Annotated in this window: 18 protein-coding genes; 1 reads left to right on the forward strand and 17 read right to left on the reverse strand. The window is 55.9% G+C overall.

The window, feature by feature from the left end; genetic code table 11:
* Window positions 1-18 precede the first annotated feature (18 nt).
* The 8 genes from QV747_RS13150 to QV747_RS13185 all read right to left on the reverse strand — a co-directional run bounded on the left by QV747_RS13150 (window position 19) and on the right by QV747_RS13185 (window position 11,648).
* Window positions 19-2,271, reverse strand: a complete 2,253-nt coding sequence (locus QV747_RS13150) for a PhoX family phosphatase (protein WP_273431564.1) — start codon at window positions 2,269-2,271, stop codon at window positions 19-21.
* A gap of 131 nt (window positions 2,272-2,402) precedes the next feature.
* Window positions 2,403-3,080, reverse strand: coding sequence for a hypothetical protein (locus QV747_RS13155; RefSeq protein WP_273431566.1), 678 nt, complete (start codon window positions 3,078-3,080; stop codon window positions 2,403-2,405).
* A gap of 66 nt (window positions 3,081-3,146) precedes the next feature.
* Window positions 3,147-4,535, reverse strand: coding sequence for an alkaline phosphatase (locus tag QV747_RS13160; protein ID WP_273431568.1), 1,389 nt, complete (start codon window positions 4,533-4,535; stop codon window positions 3,147-3,149).
* A 36-nt stretch (window positions 4,536-4,571) separates the two neighbouring features.
* Window positions 4,572-6,020, reverse strand: coding sequence for an alkaline phosphatase (locus QV747_RS13165; protein WP_273431570.1), 1,449 nt, complete (start codon window positions 6,018-6,020; stop codon window positions 4,572-4,574).
* Window positions 6,021-6,142: 122 nt separating this feature from the next.
* The gene (gene mltG, locus QV747_RS13170; RefSeq protein WP_273431571.1) at window positions 6,143-7,201 is read right to left on the reverse strand and encodes an endolytic transglycosylase MltG; all 1,059 of its coding nucleotides are present in this window, start codon (window positions 7,199-7,201) and stop codon (window positions 6,143-6,145) included.
* Window positions 7,202-7,224: 23 nt separating this feature from the next.
* Entirely contained in the window at window positions 7,225-9,186 is a 1,962-nt protein-coding gene (locus QV747_RS13175; protein WP_028449545.1) for an ATP-dependent DNA helicase, read from the reverse strand.
* A 67-nt stretch (window positions 9,187-9,253) separates the two neighbouring features.
* Window positions 9,254-10,087, reverse strand: coding sequence for a class III extradiol ring-cleavage dioxygenase (locus QV747_RS13180; protein ID WP_273431573.1), 834 nt, complete (start codon window positions 10,085-10,087; stop codon window positions 9,254-9,256).
* A gap of 136 nt (window positions 10,088-10,223) precedes the next feature.
* Window positions 10,224-11,648: a PLP-dependent aminotransferase family protein gene (locus QV747_RS13185; RefSeq protein ID WP_273431575.1), complete on the reverse strand. Its 1,425-nt coding sequence runs from the start codon at window positions 11,646-11,648 to the stop codon at window positions 10,224-10,226.
* Window positions 11,649-11,795: 147 nt separating this feature from the next.
* Between QV747_RS13185 and ccoG the strand changes: the two genes are divergently transcribed.
* The gene (ccoG, locus tag QV747_RS13190) at window positions 11,796-13,187 is read left to right on the forward strand and encodes a cytochrome c oxidase accessory protein CcoG (RefSeq protein WP_273431577.1); all 1,392 of its coding nucleotides are present in this window, start codon (window positions 11,796-11,798) and stop codon (window positions 13,185-13,187) included.
* A gap of 192 nt (window positions 13,188-13,379) precedes the next feature.
* Here the strand turns inward: ccoG and QV747_RS13195 are convergent, their stop codons facing one another.
* From QV747_RS13195 to QV747_RS13235, 9 genes are all read right to left on the reverse strand, one after another.
* Window positions 13,380-14,147 (reverse strand): SDR family NAD(P)-dependent oxidoreductase, encoded by a 768-nt coding sequence (locus tag QV747_RS13195; protein WP_273431580.1) that lies wholly within the window; start codon window positions 14,145-14,147, stop codon window positions 13,380-13,382.
* A 106-nt stretch (window positions 14,148-14,253) separates the two neighbouring features.
* On the reverse strand, window positions 14,254-15,642 hold the full coding sequence (gene hpnE, locus QV747_RS13200) for a hydroxysqualene dehydroxylase HpnE (RefSeq protein ID WP_273431582.1): 1,389 nt from the start codon (window positions 15,640-15,642) through the stop codon (window positions 14,254-14,256).
* Between the two features lie 4 nt (window positions 15,643-15,646).
* Window positions 15,647-16,483: a presqualene diphosphate synthase HpnD gene (gene hpnD, locus QV747_RS13205; RefSeq protein WP_028449552.1), complete on the reverse strand. Its 837-nt coding sequence runs from the start codon at window positions 16,481-16,483 to the stop codon at window positions 15,647-15,649.
* Between the two features lie 9 nt (window positions 16,484-16,492).
* On the reverse strand, window positions 16,493-17,179 hold the full coding sequence (locus QV747_RS13210) for a DUF4136 domain-containing protein (RefSeq protein WP_273431586.1): 687 nt from the start codon (window positions 17,177-17,179) through the stop codon (window positions 16,493-16,495).
* Window positions 17,179-18,279 carry a chorismate synthase gene (gene aroC, locus QV747_RS13215; protein WP_273431589.1) on the reverse strand — a complete coding sequence of 367 codons (1,101 nt, stop codon included), beginning with the start codon at window positions 18,277-18,279 and terminating at the stop codon, window positions 17,179-17,181. Before aroC ends, QV747_RS13210 begins: the two co-directional genes overlap by 1 nt.
* 154 nt (window positions 18,280-18,433) lie before the next feature.
* The gene (locus tag QV747_RS13220; RefSeq protein ID WP_047393661.1) at window positions 18,434-19,648 is read right to left on the reverse strand and encodes a porin; all 1,215 of its coding nucleotides are present in this window, start codon (window positions 19,646-19,648) and stop codon (window positions 18,434-18,436) included.
* Between the two features lie 202 nt (window positions 19,649-19,850).
* Window positions 19,851-20,849 carry a porin gene (locus QV747_RS13225; protein WP_273431593.1) on the reverse strand — a complete coding sequence of 333 codons (999 nt, stop codon included), beginning with the start codon at window positions 20,847-20,849 and terminating at the stop codon, window positions 19,851-19,853.
* Window positions 20,850-21,274: 425 nt separating this feature from the next.
* On the reverse strand, window positions 21,275-22,276 hold the full coding sequence (gene gap, locus QV747_RS13230) for a type I glyceraldehyde-3-phosphate dehydrogenase (protein ID WP_028449557.1): 1,002 nt from the start codon (window positions 22,274-22,276) through the stop codon (window positions 21,275-21,277).
* 183 nt (window positions 22,277-22,459) lie between these two features.
* Window positions 22,460-23,083 carry a bifunctional 4-hydroxy-2-oxoglutarate aldolase/2-dehydro-3-deoxy-phosphogluconate aldolase gene (locus QV747_RS13235; RefSeq protein ID WP_028449558.1) on the reverse strand — a complete coding sequence of 208 codons (624 nt, stop codon included), beginning with the start codon at window positions 23,081-23,083 and terminating at the stop codon, window positions 22,460-22,462.
* Window positions 23,084-23,118 lie beyond the last annotated feature (35 nt).

Consider the following 23,118-nt stretch of genomic DNA (forward strand, 5'->3'; position numbering starts at 1 on the left):
ATTGCTGCATGTGATGCATTAGGTACCGATACGGCCACCGTCATCTTTGGTGATCACGATGGTAGCAGAACGCGGACGTTTACCTGCGCCGTAGCCGGCATTGCTTGGCCATTGGCTGGTGTATTTAGTTGGGTCTGCCACGTCAGCCATTTTGGTGCCTTCACCTGGGTGCTGAATATTAATAAACAGCGCCTTGCCATCCGGGGTTTCGCACAGGCCGGTGATTTCACAATCTTTCGGGCCCACCAGGAAGCGTTTCAGCGTATCGGCAGTAGGTGCTGCGCCAACTTGAGTCACCACATCCAGCTTGCTGCCATCGGTTTTGGTGTAGCTCAGCGTTTTGCTCGCGCCATCGCCCTGTTTACCTGGAATCGCGGCCAGCATCATGCAGTTAGTCACATCGGTGTACGAACCGTCATCGGTTTGAATCCAGCAAATACCTGTGCTCTGGCTAAAGGCCAGGCCGTCCGGCGACGACATATCTTGGTCATCGGTCAGATTCGACAGATTAACCGTGCCTTTATCCATATCGGCTTCAGCGGCGAACAGATACACATCCCACTTAAAGCTGGTCACGGTTGCGCCTTCTTTGGTGCGCAGGATGTGACCATTCGGGTTACCTTTGCTCTTAATGCCATCAGCATCAGCATAAGCACGTGGATTGGCGCTGTCTGGCACCAGTTTCGGGCTCGCTGCCGCGTTGATGTCGCGGTTGCTGTTGTTAGTCAGGGTTTGATAGTAATCACCAGTGACTGGATGCACACCACCCCACTCTGGGCGGTCCATCTTCGTCGCGCCAACCGCATCACCAGCCAGACGGGCGTTAATGCAGATGTCAGCTTGGTCGGCAAAGGTGTAGCCAGCGTAGTTTTTGATCAGCGGGTTGTTCAGCGACAGCTCGATCCACTCACCGCTACCATCCGCATTGAACTTGGCCACATACAGCGTACCTTCATCGAGGTATTTGTCGCCAACGGCAATGCGATCGCTTGGGTTGGCATCCGCAGCCGACCACACGGCTTTGGATACAAACTTGTACATGTATTCATTGCGCGAATCATCGCCCAGATACACAGTCAGTGGCTTGCCGACCACAGGCAGACCAAAGGCGGCACTCTCATGCGCAAAGCGACCCAAAGCGGTTCGTTTTTTCAGTGCTTTGGATTTATCGTATGCATCCATCTCGATGATATAGCCTTGGCCATTCATCTCGTTGCGATAGTCATCAGAGCCGTCAGCCGAAGTACCGGTTTTGCTGATATTCCAGCGCGCATACTTGTCGTCTGCACCAGCGGTTTCCCAACCGTGACGTGAAGTCGAACCGGCGTTACGGCCGTACCGTTTCAGTGCAACAACACTCTTGTCACCACGATTGGTGTCATCTGCGCTGACGCGATAGAAATAACCCGCCCAGTTTTCCTCGCCAGACAGATAAGTGCCCCATGGCGATTTACCGCAACCGCAGTTATTGATCGTACCGCGCGTTTTGGTGCCGGTTGGCGAGAACTTGGTTTTCAACAGCGCGTGGCCACGGGCTGGACCGGCGATTTCAACTTCGGTCAGTGGTGTAACGCGGCGGTTAAAGCTAGAGCCCTGCACGGTGGCCCATTTACGATTGGTAGCTTTGATTTCAACAACCGACAAGCCGTGAATATCAACTTCTTTGTCCACTTCTGCCACTGGGCGTGGCAGGGTTGCGGTACCGCCATTGGCGTGAATAAAGAACGAAGACAGTTTTTCGTCGGTGGTGGCTTCATGGTTCATCGCCAACAGGCCACGATCAGCGGCAGAGGCTGATGGTTTGCCGGCAGCATCCAGACCGAACCATTCCATACCGTCGTGGTGATCACCCGCACGGTTATAGAAATCAGCATCAGTGCCGTCGTTTTTAAACGCGGTCGTCGCGGCAGTCAGCGGATCACCCAGCGCATAGATCACTTGATAGCTGTAGCCCGGTGGCAGTGTTACCACATCAGCCAGTGATTTTGGCACCGCTTTGAAACCCAGACGGGTTACGATCTGGTTTGGCGCAGCCGTAGGAACAGGCGTTGGCCCAACGGTTGGCGCTGGCGTAGCACCTGGCGTCACTACATCGCCGCCCGACGAACAGCCAGTCAGGCCCAGGCTCATCCCGCCCAGCACGGCGGCCGCAGAGGCGCCCATACCCAGGAAGCTGCGACGATTCAGCAAGCGCTGTTCGAGTACCGAATCAAACGTCGGGTTGGCAGAGGTGTTGGAATTTTCGTCATTGAAATGATTAGACTTGGACATCGCTCTTACCCTGAAGGGTGGTCAGAAAAAGCGACACTGTAATCAGCAAATATGACAGGAAAATACCAATTAGATGACAGTTTTATGAGAAACCATCCCTCGTCAGCCTGATGAAATAAATGGGTATAGCCTCAATCGAGAAGATCCTCATAGGCTACGGCCCGATACCCAGCCAGGGTACGCCAGGGCATCGTGGCCGGCATCGGCCGCCGCTCGATGCTAATCCGGTTGAACGACAAGCCATCCAGGCTGCCCGTTTCAATCTGCCGTGGTAGCTGCCAAGCCTGATCCCACAGCACGCGGGTGTACAGTTTATCGCCGCTGCGCTCATACCATTGGCAGCCAGCTGGCGCAGGTTTATTCAGCACCCGCATCTGCTGCAAAGCCGAGCGATCGAGCAAATAGGCCGCATGCTCCCATGAGCCATCAAAACCCAGCCCGGCAAACTCTTCGGTCCGTGGGGTGATGATGGTTTTGGTTTCCTGACGCACAAACTTTAGCTGCGCTTTTTGCTGTGCATCGAGCGCAATCCATTTGGCCGCCAACACAAAATTGGTGTCGTGTTTGTGCTGATGATCCCCCGCCTGATGCACATGCGGTGGGGTGCCGGCCGGCAGGAGCCGCACCGTCCAGACATTACGCCCATCCCGGATGAGGCGCTCTTGAAAGCGGGTTTGTTTTTCTACCCCTTCGCTACTGAGCACTTTACTTTCAAAGGTCATGATCGCGGAGAGTGGCTGCGGCTGGCTGGCAGCGCTGGCGAGGGCGGGCAGCAGTGCCAACCCGAAAATTGCACGAATAATAGACATAAACTCAATCATTAAACTCACCCTGCCGCAACGCGGCAGGGCCTGGTTCACTCCACAAGCAGGCGCTTAGAAACCGTAAGCGGATTTCAGCAAGCTAAAGACCTTGGTGTTGTCGATGGTGCCTTTAAAGGTTTTGGAGGCCCCCCCCGCCCCAGTGGCAAACAGCATCACATCGCCACCACCGTGAGTTTCGCTGCCCAGTCGCACCCCGGTTTCCTGCTGATAATCATCGTGCAACACCTGGCTTTTATCTGCATCGCCTTCCAGTAAATTGCTGCGTACCGGTTTGCGATTTGGCCCGTTACCAAACACCAAGGTGGTGTAGTTATTGCCGTTCACGTCTTTGGATTCAGCACCGGTTTTGTAGTCTTTCACCGTGCCAAGGATATTGCTGCCCCGCTTGCCATAACCATTGATGGTCATGGTGTGATCATGATCGGCGGTGACCACGATCAGGGTGTTTTTCAAGCCTGGATCGCGTTTTTGCATTTCATCCAGCGCCGCTTTGATCGCATCATCAAAGGCAATCGTGTCATCCAGCACTTTTTTGGCATTGGTGCCGTGCAGAGCATGGTCAATTCGGCCGCCTTCCACCATCAGGAAAAAGCCTTCGGGTTTCTTGGCCAGGACCTCAATCGCTTTCAAGGTCATGTCTTTCAGGCTTGGCTCATCCAGCTTGCCTTTCACCCGGTCTAGCTCGTACGAGAGATGGCTTTTATTAAACAGCCCCAGCAATTTGCTGGTGTTTTTACCATCTACCGCCGCTAGTTGGCTGCCGCTGGCGGCGTAGGTGTAACCCTTGGCTTGCAACTCGGCAATCAGATCACGGCCATCCGTGCGCAAACCTGAGGCACTGGTCGGGCGGAAAAATTGCCAGCCGCCGCCCAGCAAGACATCCAGCCCATCGCCCAGCTTGCTGTTATATCCCAGCCCACCCACCGCAGCCTGCGCGGCAATTGCGTTTTCTGCATCACGGTGGCAAATGTGCGCATAAGTAGCCGCGGGGGTGGCGTGGGTAACTGTCGTCGTGGTGACGGCACCCACAGCTTTGCCCTTGGCTTTGGCAAGCTCCAAAATGGTGTCCACCGGTTTGCCATTATTGGCCGCGCAGGCCGAATCCTTGCCATTGGGCTTGGTTGGCTTGGTATCCGGGCTCATCGAGATGACTTCATTATTCATCTTCACGCCAGTCATATAGGCGGACATCGACGGCGCCGAATCGGTGGTTTGCGCATCGTTCGAGAAGGTTTTCACTCGGGCCGTGCGGGTTTTACCGTCGAGCTTTTCCATATTCAGCTCGCCTTCTTCCTTGTATTTGTAGATTCGCGCCGCGGTGACAGTGGCCGGGCCCATGCCATCACCCAGGAAGAAAATCACGTTTTTCGCTTCGCCGGCAGCCAGCGACGGTTGCGCAAAGGCAGAAACAAACAAGGCTGCAAGTAAGGTCTTTTTCATCATCATTCCAGAATAAGTTCGGTTGCGCTGCATCACTTACAGGCCCATGGCGCTGCGAATCAGCGAGAAGACTTTGGTGTTGTCGATCACGCCGGCAAATGAATCGGCGTTTTTACCGATCGCGCCCAGAAAGACGTTATTACCACCATGCGTCTCTGCCCCTACCGCGGTTTGAATCACTGCTTCCTGGTGATAGCTATTGGCAAACACCGCCTCATCGGTCAGCGCAGCAAATTTGCTGCGGCTGTCATTCACGCGGTTTTCCCCAGTACCAAACCCAATAATGGTGTATGGCATCCCATCGTCATCTTTGGCGAGGCTGCCATCGCTGTAATTACGCACCAACCCCAGCACCCCTGGGTTGCCCGCGGCGGATTTACCGGTCCGTGCGGCATAGCCATTCAGCACCAGCGTGTGATCATGGTCGGCGGTAACGACGATCAGGGTGTTTTTGAGTTCCGGATCGGTTTTCTTCACTTCGGCAAGCGCGGCTTTAATCGCGTTATCAAAGGCCACGGTGTCTTGCAGCGCTTTCTTGGCCGTGGTTTCGTGCAGGGCATGATCAATGCGGCCGCCTTCCACCATCAGGAACATGCCTTTGCTATTCTTTTGCAGGCCCTGAATGGCTTTCACCGTCATGTCGGCCAGGCTTGGCTCTTTGGCCGGATCGCGATCTAGGTCGTAGCTCATATGGCTTGAGCTAAACAGACCAAACATTTTCTTGGCCGTTTTGGGGTCCAGCTGATCGAATTCGGCTTTGTTACTGGCAAAGCTATAGGCATTCGCCTTCATTTCGGCGATCAGATCGCGGCCATCGGCGCGTTTGCCACCTGCGGCGGTGGGCTTGAAGAATTGGCTACCGCCCCCAAACACCACATCCACGCCATCGAGCAATTGCCGATTAAAACCGCTCTTGTCATCGCCAGGCACCAATTGGGCGGCAATGTCGTTTTCCGCATCGCGGTGGCAAACGTGGGCATAAGTGGCCGCTGGGGTGGCATGGGTAATGCGGGTAGTAGTCACCACGCCCGTCGCCAGGCCCGCGGCTTTGGCGAATTCCAGCAAGGTGGTCACCGGTTTGCCATTGCTACTGCCGCAGTTGCTGGTCAGGTCTTTATTCGGGTCTTTGGCCAGCGTGTCTTGTGACATGGAAATCACTTCGTTATTCATCTTCACGCCGGTCATATAGGCCGCCATTGACGGCGCCGAATCGGTGACCTGCGCATCATTGGAGAAGGTTTTAACGAAGGCGGTTTCGGGCAGGGTATCGATGGTGAGCTCACCGTCTTCGCCCACGGCGTAGATCCGCGCCGCAGTCAGGGTGGTCATCCCCATCCCGTCGCCGAGGAAGAAGATCACATTTTTCGGAGTGCTGGCCTGCGCAACCGGCGTGGCGCTTGGCGTAGGGGCAGGATTGGTGACGGAGGAACCGCCACATGCGGACAAACCGAGCGCAATGGCGCTCACTATTAATAGTTGTTTCATAAGGCTCTCCCAAAGGTGCGCACAGCTTAGGCGAGAGACACTTACAAATTGGCGACAGGCAGGTGACCGTTTGGTGACCCGCTTGATCTAGATCAGACGCAGCGCAAACAGCGCTGGCGAGCTTAACGCAGGTATTTATTCACTGCCGCATTATGCTCATCGAGGGTATTTGAAAATTGGCTAGATCCATCGCCGCGTGCCACGAAATACAGGGCGGTGGTATCTGCAGGCTGGGTGGCGGCCAGCAAAGCAGCCTCGCCCACCATGGCAATCGGTGTGGGGGTGAGGCCATTGCGGGTGTAGGTGTTATACGGGGTATCGGTGCGTAAATGCGCCTTGGTGATGTCACCGGCAAAGCTCTCCCCCACGCCATAAATCACTGCCGGATCAGTTTGCAGGCGCATGCCCAGCTTCAGCCGATTGATAAACACCCCGGCAATCAGCGGCCGATCGGCCGCGCGGCCGGTTTCTTTTTCCACCAGCGAGGCCAAGATCAAAGCTTCATAGGCATTTTTCAGCGGCAAATCGGGCTTGCGCGCCGCCCAGGCTGCTTCCAGCTTGCTTTGCAGGCGCTGATGCGCACGCGCAAGCAGTTTTAAATCCGAGCTACCGGCCTCGATCTGGTAGGTATCGGGGAAAAACAGCCCTTCGGGCGAATCGGCCACAATCCCGAGGCGCGCCAGAATCTCGGCATCGCTCAGCTGGGCGATCTCGTGCTTCAGATGAGGATTGGCCAGCAGGGTTTTCTTTACTTCCCGCCAGTTCCAGCCTTCCACCAGCGTTACCATCAGCTCATCGGTGTCGCCCTTGCTCAGCTTGCGCAGCAACAGCCACGGCGATATATCCGCCATGATGCGATAGCGACCGGCTTTTAATTGCGTATCTTTGCCGCTGGCGCGCGCCAGCCAGACAAATAGCGTTGGCGAATCCAGCGCTCCTTGTGCTTGTAATTGCTGCGCCAATTGCTGCACCGTGCCCGCTTCCAGCTGCACATAGCCCCCGGCCGGCTTGGGCTGCGGCTCGGTGGCCCAGCTATACAGCCAGCCGCCCAGTAGCACGCCACAGACCAAGAAGCCCAAGAGCGCAAAGCCTGCTACCCGGCCCCAGAGGGAGGGCCGGCTGGTCGGTTTGGCCCCTTTGGGCGCACGGGGTGACGAGGTGGCTTTAGCAGATCGGGCCACGGTGGTTCTCCAGCAGCGATGAGTTAGTTAGGCTCGGCCGCAGGGCCGGCGGTTTTTTGCGCTTGTTTGAGCGCGTAGAATTTTTGCACATTGGCCAGCTCGCGTGAGCGAAACATCGGCGGCAAGCTTTTCCAGATCAACTTGCCGTAGTGTTTTTCAACCAGGCGCGTATCGGCAATCATCAAAATGCCGGTATCACTTTCATCACGAATCAGCCGCCCTGCACCCTGCTTTAGGGTAATGGTGGCATTGGGCAATTGATAATCCATAAACGGGCTACGGCCGGCCTTGGTAATTTGCTCCATTCGCGCCGACAGCACCGGATCATCCGGCGGCGAGAACGGCAGTTTATCGATCACCACCAAAGATAACTGCTCGCCCCGCACGTCGATCCCTTCCCAGAAGGTTTGGCTCGCCACCAAAATCGCATTGGGTGAACGGCGAAACTGCTCCAGCAGCTCGGTACGCGAGGTACTGCCTTGCAAAAACACCGGCCAATCCAGATTGGCGGCTTTGAGTTTTTCCAGCACCAGCTCGTGTGCTTCGCGCATGGCTTTCAAGCTGGTAAACAGCAAAAACGCATGCCCTTGCGTGAGCTGCAGCAAAGGCCACGCTTTATCGATTACGGCGGGGGTATAGCTCGGCGTATTCGGTGGCGGCATGTCTTGCGGCACATACAGTACCGCCTGCTGCTTGTAATCAAAGGGGCTATCCCAGGTGGCCGTTTCGGCTTTCCATAGCCCCAGCTCATGCTGAAAATGCGTAAATTGATTGTTCACCGCCAGCGTGGCCGAAGCAAACACCCAAGCGCGCGGATGAAAATTAACCTGCTTTTGAAATAAATCGGCGATGTTCAGCGGCGTAACATGCAGCATAAAGCCGTGCGGGGTGACATCGATCCAGTGCACGGTTTCAGTTGAATCTTCGGCTTGCCATTCGGTCAGCAAGCGGGCCATTTCGCTCGCGCGCTGATAGCATTTTTCCAGCCCTTCGGCACGCTCGGCCTGCTTGGCCAACAGATCGGTCAGGGTATTGAGCGCCGCTTGCAGCGCCAAAAGCTGCGGGTAAAACTCTTTATTGGCTGCGGCGAGCTCATGTTGCGGCAAACGCAGCTGATCTTTAAAGGTGAGCCGCAGATCTTTCACGCTTTTTTCCAGCGCTTCGGCGGCATTGGGCAAATGGATAAAATCTTTGGCCACCACCAGCGCCTCGGCGCGGGCATCGCGGGCCAGCTCGACAATCTGGCCGCTGGTCAGCGTATCGCCAAAAAACAGGCTAGCGACTTCGGGCAGCTGATGCGCCTCGTCGAAAATCACGGTATTACAGGCGGGCAAGAGCTCGCCTGCCCCTTCATCGCGCAGCCAGACATCGGCAAAAAACAGATGGTGATTCACCACCACCACATCGGCTTCTTGCGCCTCGCGGCGGGCTTTAAGCACAAAGCAATCTTTGTGGCTGGGGCAATCCTGGCCCAGACAATTATCGCGGGTGCTGGTGACATGCGCCCAGATCGGCGCGTCTTCCGGCACGCCCGGGCAGCTGGCTTTATCGCCTGATTGCGTGGCTTTGGCGTAGCGTTTTACTTTTTGCAAATCCACCACATCTTCGCGGCGCATAAAGCGGCCTTCATGCTCGGCGCGCTCCAGATGATAGTGGCAAACGTAGTTCGAACGCCCCTTCAACAGCGCCACCGTCACCGGCACTTTCAGCACATCGCGCACGCTGGGAATATCGCGATTAAACAGCTGATCTTGCAGCGTTTTGGTGCCGGTCGAGACAATGGTTTTGCCGCCCGACAGTAGCGCAGGCACCAGATAGGCAAAGGTTTTGCCGGTGCCGGTGCCGGCCTCGGCAATCAGCTGGCCTTGGCTCTCAATGGCATTGGCCACCGCCTGCGCCATTTCCAGCTGGGGCTGGCGCAATTTATAGCCGGGAAAGGCGGCGGCAAACGGGCCGTCGTCGGCAAAGGCTTCCTCAAGCGTCATCAACAGGCTCTAACTATCAGACAAAAATCAGCACCCGATTGTAGCAGCCAGCCCAGCCAAAAACGCATTATTGCGCCATCGGCGGCAAATTAAACCCGATCACATCCATGCCCAGCACACCCAGCACCATACTCTGATGCAAAGGCTGCACCTGCGGCGTGGCCTGCTGCGTACCGGCTGCTGCGCGCGCGATCAGCAAAGGCAGAAAGTGCTCGATGCTCGGATGCGCCCGCCGCGCGTGGCGCAGCTGTTGCTCCCATTGCAGCCAACCATGCTCACCCTGGGTATTGAGCGCAGCATAAGTATCAGCAATGAATTCAGCCGCATACGGCTCCAGGGTATACTCTGCCGAGCCCGCCGTAGCAGTTGGCGACATCCGGGCAAAGGCATCGCGCAAATTATGCGTAATGCTGCCTGATGTAACGAGCAACACATCCGGCGGTAGCACCGCCGCCAGCTGCTCGCCCAACTGCCAATGGTGCAAATTATCGAGCGGAAATGCCAGCGAGACCGTCACCACCGGCACATCAGCCAGCGGGTAGATTAATTTGAGCGGCACCCACGCGCCGTGATCCAGCGCCGGATCATCACTCACCGCCACCGGCACACCCGCCGCCGCCAAACCCTGCGCAATCTGCATGGCCAGCCCCGGCGCGCCTTGCGGCCGGTATTGCAGCTGATACAGCTCGGGCGCAAAGCCGCTAAAGTCATGCCATTCCTGCCACTGCGCCGCGGTGCCCACCACCGTTTGCCGCGCGATATTGTGCGCCGAAATCAGCACAATTGCCCGCGGCCGCGGCAAGCGCGCGCCCAGCCCGGCCAGAAAATGCCGCGCCGGAATATCATCGATCACCGTCGACGGTGCGCCATGACTAATAAACAAACTGGAATGGGTAAACATGGGGTGCTGCTAAGGAAAATTGAATCAGCCCATGATACGGCGTTCGCAATTCGGCTGCGGCGAAGAGATTTGAAGCTCTTATACAAAAGCTTTGAAGTGCGGCCCCGATACTGACTGCCACCTAAGGTCGAGCACATCAGGCATGCTCAGTGCTCTGCTCATCAATCAAGCGCCCCAAGGTTTGCATCGCCTGCTCAAACTCGGCGCCCCACTGACCGCCAAAATTGAGCCGCATGCAGTGCTGAAACTGGCGGCTGGCAGAGAAAATAGGCCCAGGGGCAATGCTGATGCCGTGGGCGGCGGCCTGACGATGCAGTTGTAGCGTATCAAAGCCGGCGGGGAATTCTAGCCAGACAAAATAGCCGCCTTGCGGGCGGGAGACACGCACGGCTGGCGGAAAATACCGGCGAATCGCGTCATTCATCAGCGCCAGCTGCCCTTCCAGTACATGCCGCAGTTTGCGCAGATATTTGTCATAGGCCCCGGTTTGCAGATAATCGGCCAGCGCCGCCTGGGCAGGCACACTGGCCGAGAGGGTGGTCATCAGCTTGAGCTGCTCCACTTGCCGGGCAAAGCGCCCAGGCGCAATCCAGCCAATGCGGTATCCGGGGGCGAGGCATTTGGAAAACGAGCCACAATGCAGCACCCAGCCAGCGCGATCAAATGCCTTGGCTGGCAAGGGCTGGCGCTGACCAAAATACAGCTCGCCATACACATCGTCTTCAATCAATGGGATCTGCCGCGCGCTGAGCATCTGCACCAAGCGCTGCTTTTTCTCGTCGCTCAGGCTCACCCCCATCGGGTTTTGAAACGAGGTCATCAGCCAGCAAGCCTTGATCGGGTGCGCGGTCAACAGCTCGGCGAGTACGTCCAGATCCAACCCTTCTTTTGGGCAGACCGGAATTTCAATTGCTTTCAGCTTCAGCCGCTCAATCGCTTGCAGCGCGGCATAAAAACCCGGCGACTCAATCGCCACCAGATCGCCCGGCTGGGTGAGTGCGGCCAGCGCCAGATTAAGCGCCTCAAGCGCCCCATTGGTAATGATGATCTGATCGGCGGGCTGGGCAATGCCCAAGCCCAAATAGCGCAGCGCGATTTGCTGGCGCAGGGGTAGATGCCCCGGCGGCAGGCTGGCCACGGTTTCCCATGGATCGATAAAGCGGGCGCTACTAGCCAGCGATTTGGCCAGCCGCGGCAAAGGAAAATGCCGTGGCGATGGAAAGGCCGAGCCCAGCGGCACCACGGCCCGGTCTTGCGCCGCCCCCAAAATCGAAAATACCAGCTGACTGATATCCACTTCGGCCGGCGGCAAGGTGGTGGCGTGCGTTTGCGGCTCGGCCAGCGGGGCGCTGGCTTGGCCGCGCACAAAATAGCCCGAGCGCTCATGCGCGCGCACCAGCCCGCGATCTTCCAGCCGGTGATAGGCGGCAAAAATCGTCGCCGGGCTCACCTGATGCTGGGCGCGTAGCTTGCGCACCGAGGGCAAGCGCGTGCCGGGCGGCAAGGTGCCATTGCGAATATCAGCGGCCAAGAGCTCGGCCAGAGCTTCGTAACGTTTCATCAGCGTTTCCCACGGCAGGTGCAGTGCAGCCAGCTGCACATCTGATACGCATTTTGCCGCAGTTTCTGATTCTGTTCTGGTTTTTTGCGCGCTTGCATACTGCGGCTATTTGCTTGCAGCCAGCCCTGCGCTGGCAGGATACGCCCGATGTCGACTTCATCTGTCCAGACCATTCATTTTCAACCGCGCAATAAAATCTACCCACGCTGGGTACATGGCCGCTTTAACCGCTGGCGCATTGCCTGTGTGCTGCTCACCCAGCTGTTTTTTTATGGTGTGCCGTGGCTACAGATCAATGAGCGCCCCGCCATGCTGTTCGATCTGGCGCACAGCAAGTTTTATGTATTTGGCCTGGTACTGTTGCCGCAAGATTTTGTCTATCTGATGGCGCTGTTGCTGGTGTCGGCCTTTGGCTTATTTGTCTGGACCGCGATTGGCGGGCGCTTATGGTGTGGCTACGCCTGCCCGCAAACGGTCTATACGCAGCTGTTTTTGTGGCTCGAACACCTAAGTGAAGGGGATCGCTCAGCGCGTATCAAACTGGATCGGGCGCCGTGGGGCCTTGCCAAACTCGCGCGCAAAGGCCTCAAACATAGCCTCTGGCTGGCGCTCTCGCTCTGGACGGGGATTACTTTCGTGGCCTATTTCACCCCGCTAAGCGAGCTGTTGCCGGGGCTGGCTAGCTTCAGCCTGGGGCCGTGGGATAGTTTCTGGATTGGCCTGTACGCCCTGGCCACCTATGGTAATGCCGGCTGGCTGCGCGAACAGGTGTGCCAGCATATGTGCCCGTATTCGCGCTTTCAGAGCGCGATGTTTGATGACAACACCCTGATCATCAGTTACGACGCCGCGCGGGGCGAGCCGCGTGGCCCACGCGCGATCGGCCAAGACCCTAAGCTATTGGGCTTGGGCGAATGCGTATCGTGTACCTTGTGTGTGCAGGTGTGTCCGGCCGGAATCGATATTCGCGAAGGGCTGCAATACGAATGCATTGCCTGTACCGCCTGTATTGATGCCTGCGATCAGGTGATGGATCAGGTAGGGTATCCGCGTGGCTTGATTCGCTATACCACCGCCAATGAACTGGCGCAGCAGCCACAACGGCTGAGCGGCTGGCAACAGTTACGGCGCCCGCATGTGGCGCTCTTTAGTGTGGCGCTGCTGCTAGTGCTGGGTTTGAGCGCCTACACGCTCAGTACGCGTCAGCCGCTGAAGGCGAATCTGGTGCGCGAGCGCAATACGCTGGCGCGCGAGCTAGCCGATGGCAGCACTGAAAACCTGTACCGGCTGCAATTACAAAACACCGCCGAACAAAACCGCCGCTATCAGCTGCGGGTCACCGGCCTGCCGGGGCTGCACGCCGAAATTGATCAGGCCCAGACGTTGGAGCTCGCCGGCACCGAGAGCCGCGAATTTGTAGTGCGCGTTAAAACGGCCACGCCACCCGGCCCTGGCGCACACCCGGTGCAGTTTCAGCTAACCGCCGTGGATGATCCGGCGGTGCACATCAGCGAAAGCGCCACTTTCTTCGGCCGCTAGGCAAAAAAAAGCCCTGCCACCACGTGGCAGGGCGAATGACTACAGGGAGAGATGAAACAAACTACACACTTGCATGCACCACCGCCAAAGCTGGCAGTGGGGCAAAGTTTGGAGATCAATCACAAACTTGCCTTAGCTCTGAGTCGGGTGTCGGCAGAAAGTTCATCACTCGCGCAATTTTTTTGCAGCTTTTTACTGATCAGCCGGCGCGGCGGCAAAATGCAGTGTTTGCCCGCTCTGACCACGGCTGGCTTCGCCTAGCCAATACATAATCGCCGGCATGATTGCGCTGGTTTCCGGCAGGCTTTCTTTCGGCTCGGCCGGATGAGTGGCCAAGCGGAACGGCGACTGAATCGGGCCTGGCACCAGAAGATTAATCCGCAGCTGCGGCTGTTTATCCCATTCCGAGGCGGCAATTTGCACCCAGTTTTGCTGGCCGGCTTTACTCACGCTAAAGCCGCCCCAGTAGGCTTTGGCCTCAAAAGCATGGCTTTCGCCTAGCACCAAGACCGCCGCATCGGGGGCTTTGCTCAACAGCGGCATCAGCGCGCGGGTCATGGCAAAAGGCGCGGCAACATTCACGCGGAACATATCCACCCATTCATCCAGCTTTTGGATATTCAGCGGCGAAAGATGGCTAAAGCCATTGGCGGCATGCAAGATGCCATCGAGCCGGCCGAATTCTTTTTGAATCAGCAAACCCAGCTGGGCCAGCTCTGCCTCACCCACTTTGGCCAGATCCATCGGAATGGCCGCTGGCTGCGGGCCGCCCACACTTTCGATAGCGTCGTAAGTGCGGCTGAGCTTTTTCTCGTTGCGCCCCACCAAAATCACCGTTGCGCCGAGCTTGGCCAGCTCCACCGCCGCCATTGCGCCAATGCCCTGCCCCGCGCCGGTGACCATAATCACCCGATCTTGCATCGCGCCAGCGGGGGCCTGATAGTGCTGCCAGTTTTCCATATTCGTTCTGCCTGTCTGCAATCAATCTTAACTTTAAATCGGGGTATGACCTTCAAAGCTTTTAATTAAATAGGCTTCAAAGCCATACCCTACTGATGTATCTGTATTAGCTGGCCACACCCGCCGCCGCTCGGTCGGCCAGAAGCGCCTGCGCGGCCAGCAAGCCGCTGCGCACGGCGCCTTCCAGCGTGGCCGGATATTCACCACGCCCCGGCCCCGCCAGCCCGGCGGTGTAGTCGCCGGCGAGGTAGAGCCCACTCGCCGCAGTGCGATTTACCGGCCGGGCCAAGCCCACGCTACAGGCAAAAGTCGCCCGCTTTTCGGTAATCACCTGCCGGCTAAACACCTCATCCGGCAAACCCAGCTGCTGATGCAATTCGGCTTGCACCGCCAGCGCAAGTTCCTCATGCCCCATGCCGCTGTGCACGCCTTGCGCCGAAATCACCACCGCGATTAAGCCGGGGCATCCATGGGTATCGCTGCGATCAAACACCCATTGCGCCAGACTATCGGCCAAACCCAGCATCGGCTGGGCCAAGCGCACCGCCGGCGCGTATTGCAAATAAACGGTCACGATGGGCTGATACGGCCAGCTGGCCAATTGCGCCGCCAGCGCCTGCACACTGGGCAACTGACTATCTTGCAGCAGCTTGGCCGCCTGATGCGGCGCGGTGGCCACCACCACCGCCTGATACGGCTCGGCTGCGCCATCCAGATACCATCCAGCAGTATCAAGCCATAGCGTTTTAACCCTATGGCCTAGCTGCACATACCCACCCTGCCGCTGGATATACGCCGCCGCCGGCTCAGCATACAGCGCGCTAAAATCCACCAGCGGTAGTAATAAATCTGATGCTGCACGGCGGCCACCCAGACTATCGCGCAAGACATTCAACAGCACCTGCGCACTGGCGATTTCCAGCGGGGTGTTGAGCGCCGCCAGCGTCAGCGGTGTCCAGAAACGGCTGATCAATTGCGCGGGCTGACGATTTTGCGCCAGCCATTCGCTCACGGTTTGATCCACCGGCAAACGCCAGCGCTGCCATTTAGCGCGCTGAATCAGCCACAGCAATGCCCAGCGTTCACCCCAGCTCAGCCCTTTGGCACTGAGCAGACCCGACAACAAATGCAGCGGCGCGGGCCAGCGGGCACAAGCGAGTACAAAATCGGGCTCCACTTGCAGGCGCATCGGCAAACGGCGCAGCACTTGGCCTTCGTCCACCCCAAAGCGGCGTAACTGCCCGAGTAAAGCCTGATAAGCGCCAATCAATAAATGTTGGCCATTATCCAGTGGCGCAGGTTTGCTAGCGCTGCTGTGTGCCGACAGCTGGGCGCGCTCAACGCGGCGCGCCCGCCCGCCCAAGACTTTACCAGCTTCAAACACCGTCACCGCGACGCCGTGCGCGGCCAGCTCGGCCGCGGCGCTGAGGCCCGCGTAGCCGCCGCCTATCACCGCCACACGGCAGGGCGCGCCGGAATTCAACGGCTGCGGCATACGCTTAGGCAAACCACCAGGTTTTCCACGCCAGCCATAATTTGCGAATCGGCGTCAGCGAAAGGCGCTGATTCAGCACTTTTTGCGGCCCATCGCGGCGGATTTCATCCAGCGTGGCGCGGTAAATCGCCGCCATCACCAGCCCGGTGCGCTGGCTTTTCTTATCTGCCGCCGGCAGCAATGCCATGGCTTGTTGATAATATTGCTCGGCCCGATCAATCTGAAAATTCATCAGTGCTTTAAATTCGGCCGTTTCGCGATAATTGAGAATATCTGCCGCCGGCACATTAAAGCGTTGCAGCTCTTCCACCGGCAGATAAATTCGCCCACGGCGGGCGTCTTCACCCACATCACGGATGATATTGGTGAGCTGAAAGGCAATGCCCAGATCATGGGCGTATTTCAGTGTTTTGCGATCGGTATAGCCAAAAATCGTCGCAGCCAGCTGCCCGACCACACTGGCCACACGGTAACAGTACAGATGCAGGTCTTTAAAGCTGTTGTAGCGCGCCTGATTTAAATCCATTTCCATGCCGTCGATGATTTCCAGCAGCATTTCGCGTGGCAAATCATAGGCTTTGACCGCCGGCAACAAAGCCTGAGTCACTGGGTGCTGCGGCGCGCCGGCATACATCTGATCCACTTCGCTACGCCACCAATTGAGCGTAGTGCGCGCGACATTTTCATCGCTGGTTTCATCCACCACATCGTCCACTTCGCGGCAAAACGCATACAGTGCGGTAATGGCCAGACGCTGCTGCGGTGGCAAAAAACGGAAGCTGTAATAAAAACTGGAGCCGCTCTTGGCGGCTTTGTCTTCACAGTATTGATCGGGCGTCACGATGTTCTCTTATGGTTTGGGGCTGGCGAGCGGGATTTTCACTTCGCGGCTGGCGCCCGACGGACCGGGGAATGGCATAAACAGGCTTTTCATCAGCCAAGGCACCGCAGATTCCAGCTCATCTTGCTGGCTGCGATTGCGGGCCCGGCCTTCATATAATTTGGCAAATTCGCCGTTTTTGAGCGCCTTGCGGTCGTAAATATCTACAAATAGCTCGCGGGTGTAGACAGTTTCATTCACCGTTTGGCTACCCACAATGCCGGTTTCCGGATAATAGCGCGGCACTAACACCACGCTACCGCCGCTAATCACTCGCTGATAGCTAACCGAATAACCAATCGTGCCCCAGATCGGTTGCTGGTAAGACTGGTTTTTACCGTCATCAATCTGGTAATCAAATTTCACCAGCCAATCGGCTTTGAGCGGATCTTTCTGCCAGATATAGCCTTGCTTGGCCAGCTGTTCGCCCAGTTGCTGCTCGAATTGCTGGTAGGCCAGACTCTGGCTGTGTTTGCTATTGGCTTCAATGGCAAAGGCCTTGGGCAAAGCCATAGCCGCCTGTACCGCCGCTGCGCCCGAAGCAGCCGCTGGCGCGCTGGCCGGTAGCTGATGCCGCACCGAGACGGTGGCGACAAAGCTGGGGCTAGCGCAACCGGCCAGCAAGGCAAGCGCGAGCAGTGCACTGGCGGCGCGCATTAGGCAATCGCCCCGGGGATGCGCGGCGTATTCACGACCACATCACCGCATTGCGCCCGATGGCGCAGCGCGTGGTCGATCAAGACCAAGGCCAACATGGCTTCGGCAATCGGCGTCGCGCGAATGCCGACACAAGGGTCGTGACGGCCGGTGGTGGCCATCATAACTGGATTGCCCATTTTGTCGATTGATTGGCGCTCTTGGGCAATACTGGAGGTGGGTTTAACCGCCAGATTCACTGTAATAGCCTGCCCGGAAGAGATACCCCCCAAAATACCGCCAGCATGATTAGTCGCAAAGCCATTGGGCGTCAGCTCATCGCAATGCACCGAGCCACGTTGCGCGATGCTGTCGAAACCGGCACCAATCTCGACGCCTTTGACGGCATTGATATTCATCATCGCATAGGCGATGTCGGCATCAAGCCGATCGTACACCGGCTCGCCCCAACCCACTGGCACGTTTTCGGCCACCACCGAAATTTGCGCCCCCACCGAATCACGCTCGGCGCGGGTTTGATCCATATAGGCTTCCAGTTGCGGCACGATCTCGGCATTCGGGGCAAAGAAGGCGTTGTCGCTCACGTGCTCCCAGCTTTGGAACGGGATTTTGATCTCGCCCAGCTGGCTCATATAACCGCGAATCACCACGCCAAATTTCTCTTTCAACCATTTTTTGGCAATCGCCCCTGCCGCCACCCGCACTGCGGTTTCGCGTGCAGAAGAACGGCCACCACCGCGATAATCGCGAATGCCGTATTTATGCCAATAGGTGTAATCGGCGTGGCCGGGGCGGAAAGTCTCGACGATTTTGCCGTAATCTTGGCTGCGCTGATCTTGATTGCGAATCAGCAGCGCAATTGGCGTGCCGGTGGTTTTGCCCTCGAACACACCGGAGAGAATCTCGACCGTATCGGGCTCTTTGCGCTGGGTGACATGACGGCTGGTACCGGGTTTGCGGCGATCCAGCTCCAGCTGGATATCTTCCACGCTCAAATCCATTCCCGGAGGGCAGCCATCCACAATACAACCGATGCCGGGCCCGTGGCTCTCACCAAACGAGGTGACCGTAAACAGCAAACCCATACTATTGCCCGACATCTTGTGCTCCAGAAAATTGTATTTATTGGTCAATAGTTTGATTTTACCACGCGCGCCGCTGCTATACGCAGCGGCGACCCACAGAAAAAAACCGCCGCACTGCAGCTGCAGAACGGCGGTTTAAAGACGGTGGTTTCAAGCGCGCCAGAGGCGATTAGAAGTCGCCGCGCAGACCGATAGCGATGATGCTAGCGTCGGTGTTTTTACCCAGTGAGAAGCCTGAGCTAGTGGTGAACGCAGTGTTTTTCTCGTTATCCACTTTAGAGTAAGTAGCGATTACTTTAACTTGCTTGTGCAGTTTGTACGCTACGCCCAGATCCCACATTTTGCCGCCGGTGTCAGCTTGCTCTTTACCGAAGTCTTCAACATTGTTGGCTACAGCGTAAGCAGCTTGGAATTCCCAATCGTTCAGCGCGTAGTATGCACCCAGACCCCAGCTAGTTTGCTCTTGATCCCACTTAGCATTGGCAGTACCAGTTTTGTTGTTATTGCCTTCAGAAGTGGTTTTCTCCCACACGGCGCTCAGTTTCACGCCAGCAAATTTACCAGTTGCACCTACGGTGAAGGCAGTCATGCTTTCATCGCTTTGCTTACCAGTCGCGTCTGATTTCAGGCTCAGTGAACCACCTTTCAGGTCAGAAGCGGCATTGTCGATTTTGCTATAGCCCAGGCCGATATCGAAATATTGGTGGTTGTAAGCGATATTGGCAGAGAACTGTGGCGCGTTGATTTTTTCGCCTTTAGTGGTAGTGACCACGCCAGTTTTCAGATCGGCAGTCGTGGTATCGCTCAGCTGAACTTTACCAAAGTTGTAGCTCAATTGACCTGAGAAGCCAGCCCAGTTTGGTGTTTCGTATTGAATCATATCGCCTTGACGACCACCCAGACGATTCAGTGGCTGTTTGTCACCCACCAACTCAGATGCATCGTTCAGGCTTGAGTCAAATACGCTGTAGGCTGATTTGCGCAGGTTTTTGTAGGCATTGTCATAACGACCAATCAGGATTTTACCGGCAACAGCGCTATCCAGACCGATGAAGGTGTTACGAGTACCGAAACCGATTTTGCTGCCATCCAGAGGATCACCGTTGTTACCCAGATAGAAACGTGATTCAACTTGGCCGATGGCTTTCAAGTTGTCGTTCAGTTTCCAGTCGCCTTTCACACCGAAACGTGAACCTTGGTCAGCCAGACGTGACTGGCTATCAACACCGTCAGACAGAGTTGTACCAGCTGGGGCATCAACACTCACCACCTCTACTGCTGAACGCAGGCTACCGTAGATTTTTACTGGGCCCAGATCAACGTCAGCAAAAGCGGCTGGGGCAACAAACGCGGCAGCAACTGCAGCAGCAATCAATTTCATCATTTCTATTAACTCCGGCTTTATAAAAGTTAGCTACTGTGAAATTTCACAATGAGCGCATTCTATAAATCCATTGTTAATATTCGAGGTCATTTCAATGACATTTGTATTACATTTAGCAATAACATCTTGTTTTGCCAGAAAAAACAAAAAAGCGGCCGAAGCCGCTTTTTTGATGACTAGATACTAAGCTGACAGTGTCAGATTAGAAACCGGTCCATACGCCAACCATACCGTATTGCAGGTCGCCAGCTTCTTTGTTGCGCCATTGGTAACGAGCGTAACCAACAGTGTTTTTAGACAGGCTGTAGCCGTACTCAACAGAAGCGATAGAACGTGAACCAGCCAGGTTGTCAGCATCAGCACCGTGGTAAGAAGCTTTCACGAATGATTTGCCGAAGCTGTAAGTACCGCCAACGATCCAGTCGAAACCGTCTTGAGAAGCGCCACCGTTAACGTCTTTGCTGTAACCAGTGTACAGAGCGCGCAGGTTCAGACCGAAGTCGAAGCCGTAAGTCGCGCCAACATACCACTGAGAAGCATCGCCTTTAGAACCAACGTCTGAACCGAACAGGTAACCCGCGTTCAGGCCCAGTGAACCAGCGCTGTAGTTAGCAGACAGGTCGGTGATCGAGTTATCACCCAGATCAACACCGTTTTGGTTACCAGCTTTAACGTCCCAAGAGTGCTGAACACCGAATGAGAAGCCGCCGAAGCTTGGAGATACGTAGTTAGCAGAAGCACCGTTCAGGAAGTGAGCAGTCAGTTTACCGGCTGCAGCTGGAGCGAACCAGTTGTTTTCAGCCAGTTGCCAGTTACCGCCTTGACCATATGGCCAGTCCAGAGTCAGGTAGCTGTTCAGGAATTGACGACCCAGTTTGAAAGTACCCCAGTCACCAGTAAAACCAACCCAACCTTCACGACCGCCCCAAGCTTGTTGGCTCAGATAGCTGTCAGTGTGGTTGTTGGTGTTGCCGCTAGTGATCTTTTGAGACACTTTCCAGATCAGAGAAGAGCCGCTGTCCAGTTTGTCTGAACCGCTGAAGTCGATTTGCAGACCACGGTCCAGTTCATGAGTAGTTGCAGCATCAGTGTCAACCACCATGAAGTTCATTTCCATAGAACCGGTGATAGATACATCAGCAAAAGCTGGAGCAGAAACTGCAGCTGCTACAGCAGCAGCGATAAGAGCGCGCTTGAACATTAAATTATCTCCAAAAGAGAGTTGATTTTTTAAACCACCGTAACAGCGGGCCTCTTTGTTTTTGCAACGGGCCACTGCTTTACAGACTCAAGATTACGGAAGAACGCCGAGTGAAGCAAAAGCAATTGCGGTTTCTGGCCCTAGATGTAGCCTTAGCGCAACACACCCAAAGCAATCCCTCAACCCCAAAACCACGCGCAATAACCAGCCAAAACTACACTGCAAAAACAATGATTTAGCGAATCAAGCTTATGCAAAGAATTACATTGCAATACGCTCGATCTGCCCATCCAACCAACATAACCTCCACAAGAGCCACTCATGCAAAACATTGCAAAGGCGACAAGTAAATATTCCCATTCAGCAGGCAAAACAAAACGCCAGGGCTCGCGCCGCTGGCGTTTTGTTTTTGGGCTGGCTAGCGCTTACTTAGCCATCACGCGCACCATTTCAAGCACTTTGCTTGAATAGCCCCATTCGTTGTCATACCAAGCCACCAGCTTCACAAAGGTTTTATCCAGTGCGATACCCGCGTCGGCATCAAACGTTGAAGTGCAAGCTTCGCCACGGAAGTCGGTCGACACCACTTTCTCGGTGGTATAACCGAGTACGCCCTTCATCGCGCCCTCTGAGGCTGCTTTCATTGCTGCGCAAATTTCTTCGTAAGACGCTTCTTTATTCAACTCAACCGTTAGATCGACCACTGATACATCCGAAGTTGGCACACGGAATGCCATACCAGTCAGCTTGCCTTTGACTTCAGGAATCACCACACCAACAGCTTTGGCTGCACCGGTTGAAGATGGAATGATGTTTTCCAGAATACCGCGGCCGCCGCGCCAGTCTTTGTTCGATGGGCCATCCACGGTTTTTTGGGTTGCAGTGGCTGCGTGTACAGTCGTCATCAGGCCGCGCTTGATACCGAAGTTATCGTTAATCACTTTCGCGATTGGCGCCAAGCAGTTGGTCGTACAAGAGGCATTAGAAATAATTTGCTGGCCAGCGTAGGTATCGCTGTTTACGCCATACACAAACATTGGCGTGTCATCTTTCGATGGCGCTGACATGATGACTTTCTTCGCACCTGCGGCGATGTGTTTTTCACAAGTCTCTTTAGTCAGGAATAGGCCAGTCGATTCAACCACCACATCCGCACCGATCTCGCCCCATTTCAATTCAGCAGGGTCTTTCACTGCAGTCAGACGAATGGTTTTACCGTTGACCACCAGATTGCCGTTTTCGATCGCTACGTCACCCTTGAATTTGCCGTGCACAGAATCGTGTTTCAGCATGTAGGCGAGATAATCTGGCTCCAGCAGGTCGTTGATACCAACGATTTCGATGTCGTCAGCAAAGTTGTAAACCGCAGCACGGAATACCATGCGACCAATACGGCCAAAACCGTTAATACCTACTTTAATAGTCATGAATCTTCTCCAGAAAAGGATCGAATAAATCGGGACGGTTAAGCATGCACCATATTGCAGGAGACTGCCTTTGCGCCATGACAAATTATCGTGCAAAAACCAAATCGCACCGCAATCGCCACAATTTGCAGCAATTCACGGTGCGTCTTGCAAGCGAACTATGCCGCTTTCGTGCTACAAAAATTACCCACGCAGACCAGAGGCTTCGCGTGCCAATTCAGTAATGGCAGCCCAATCACCTTTGGCCACCAAATCTTTTGGCGCCAACCAAGAACCACCCACACAGCCCACGTTCGGCAAGGCCAGCAATTTCGGCGCAGACTCAACACTCACGCCGCCAGTTGGACAGAACAGAATTTGGGGCAGCGGGCCACCCATAGCTTTCAGCATACCGAGGCTACCCGCTTGCTCAGCTGGGAACAGCTTCATGGCATCAAAACCTTCTTCCAGCGCCGCAATCGCTTCAGAGGGCGTCATCACGCCTGGCAGAATCTGGATACCCGCTTCACGACCCGCAGCCGCCAATTTTGGCGTCAGGCCTGGTGTCACCGCAAACACGGCACCTGCCGCTTTGGCTTGTGCAAACTGCTCAGGACGAACCACAGTACCCACACCCACGATGGCATCAGGCACGTTGTCGGCAATGGCTTTCACTGCTTCCAGCGCAGCTTCGGTACGCAGAGTCACTTCAAGGACCCGAATACCACCAGCGACCAGAGCCTGCGCCAAAGGCACAGCGTGCTCGACTTTTTCAATCACCAGCACCGGCATAACGGTACAAGCGCGCATGATGTCACGAATTTGCATGAGAATTTCCGTCTTCTGAGTTGCGGCCTAACAAG

Origin of the sequence: uncultured Chitinibacter sp. (genome assembly GCF_945957625.1) — a bacterium.
Taxonomy (GTDB): Bacteria; Pseudomonadota; Gammaproteobacteria; order Burkholderiales; family Chitinibacteraceae; genus Chitinibacter; species Chitinibacter tainanensis.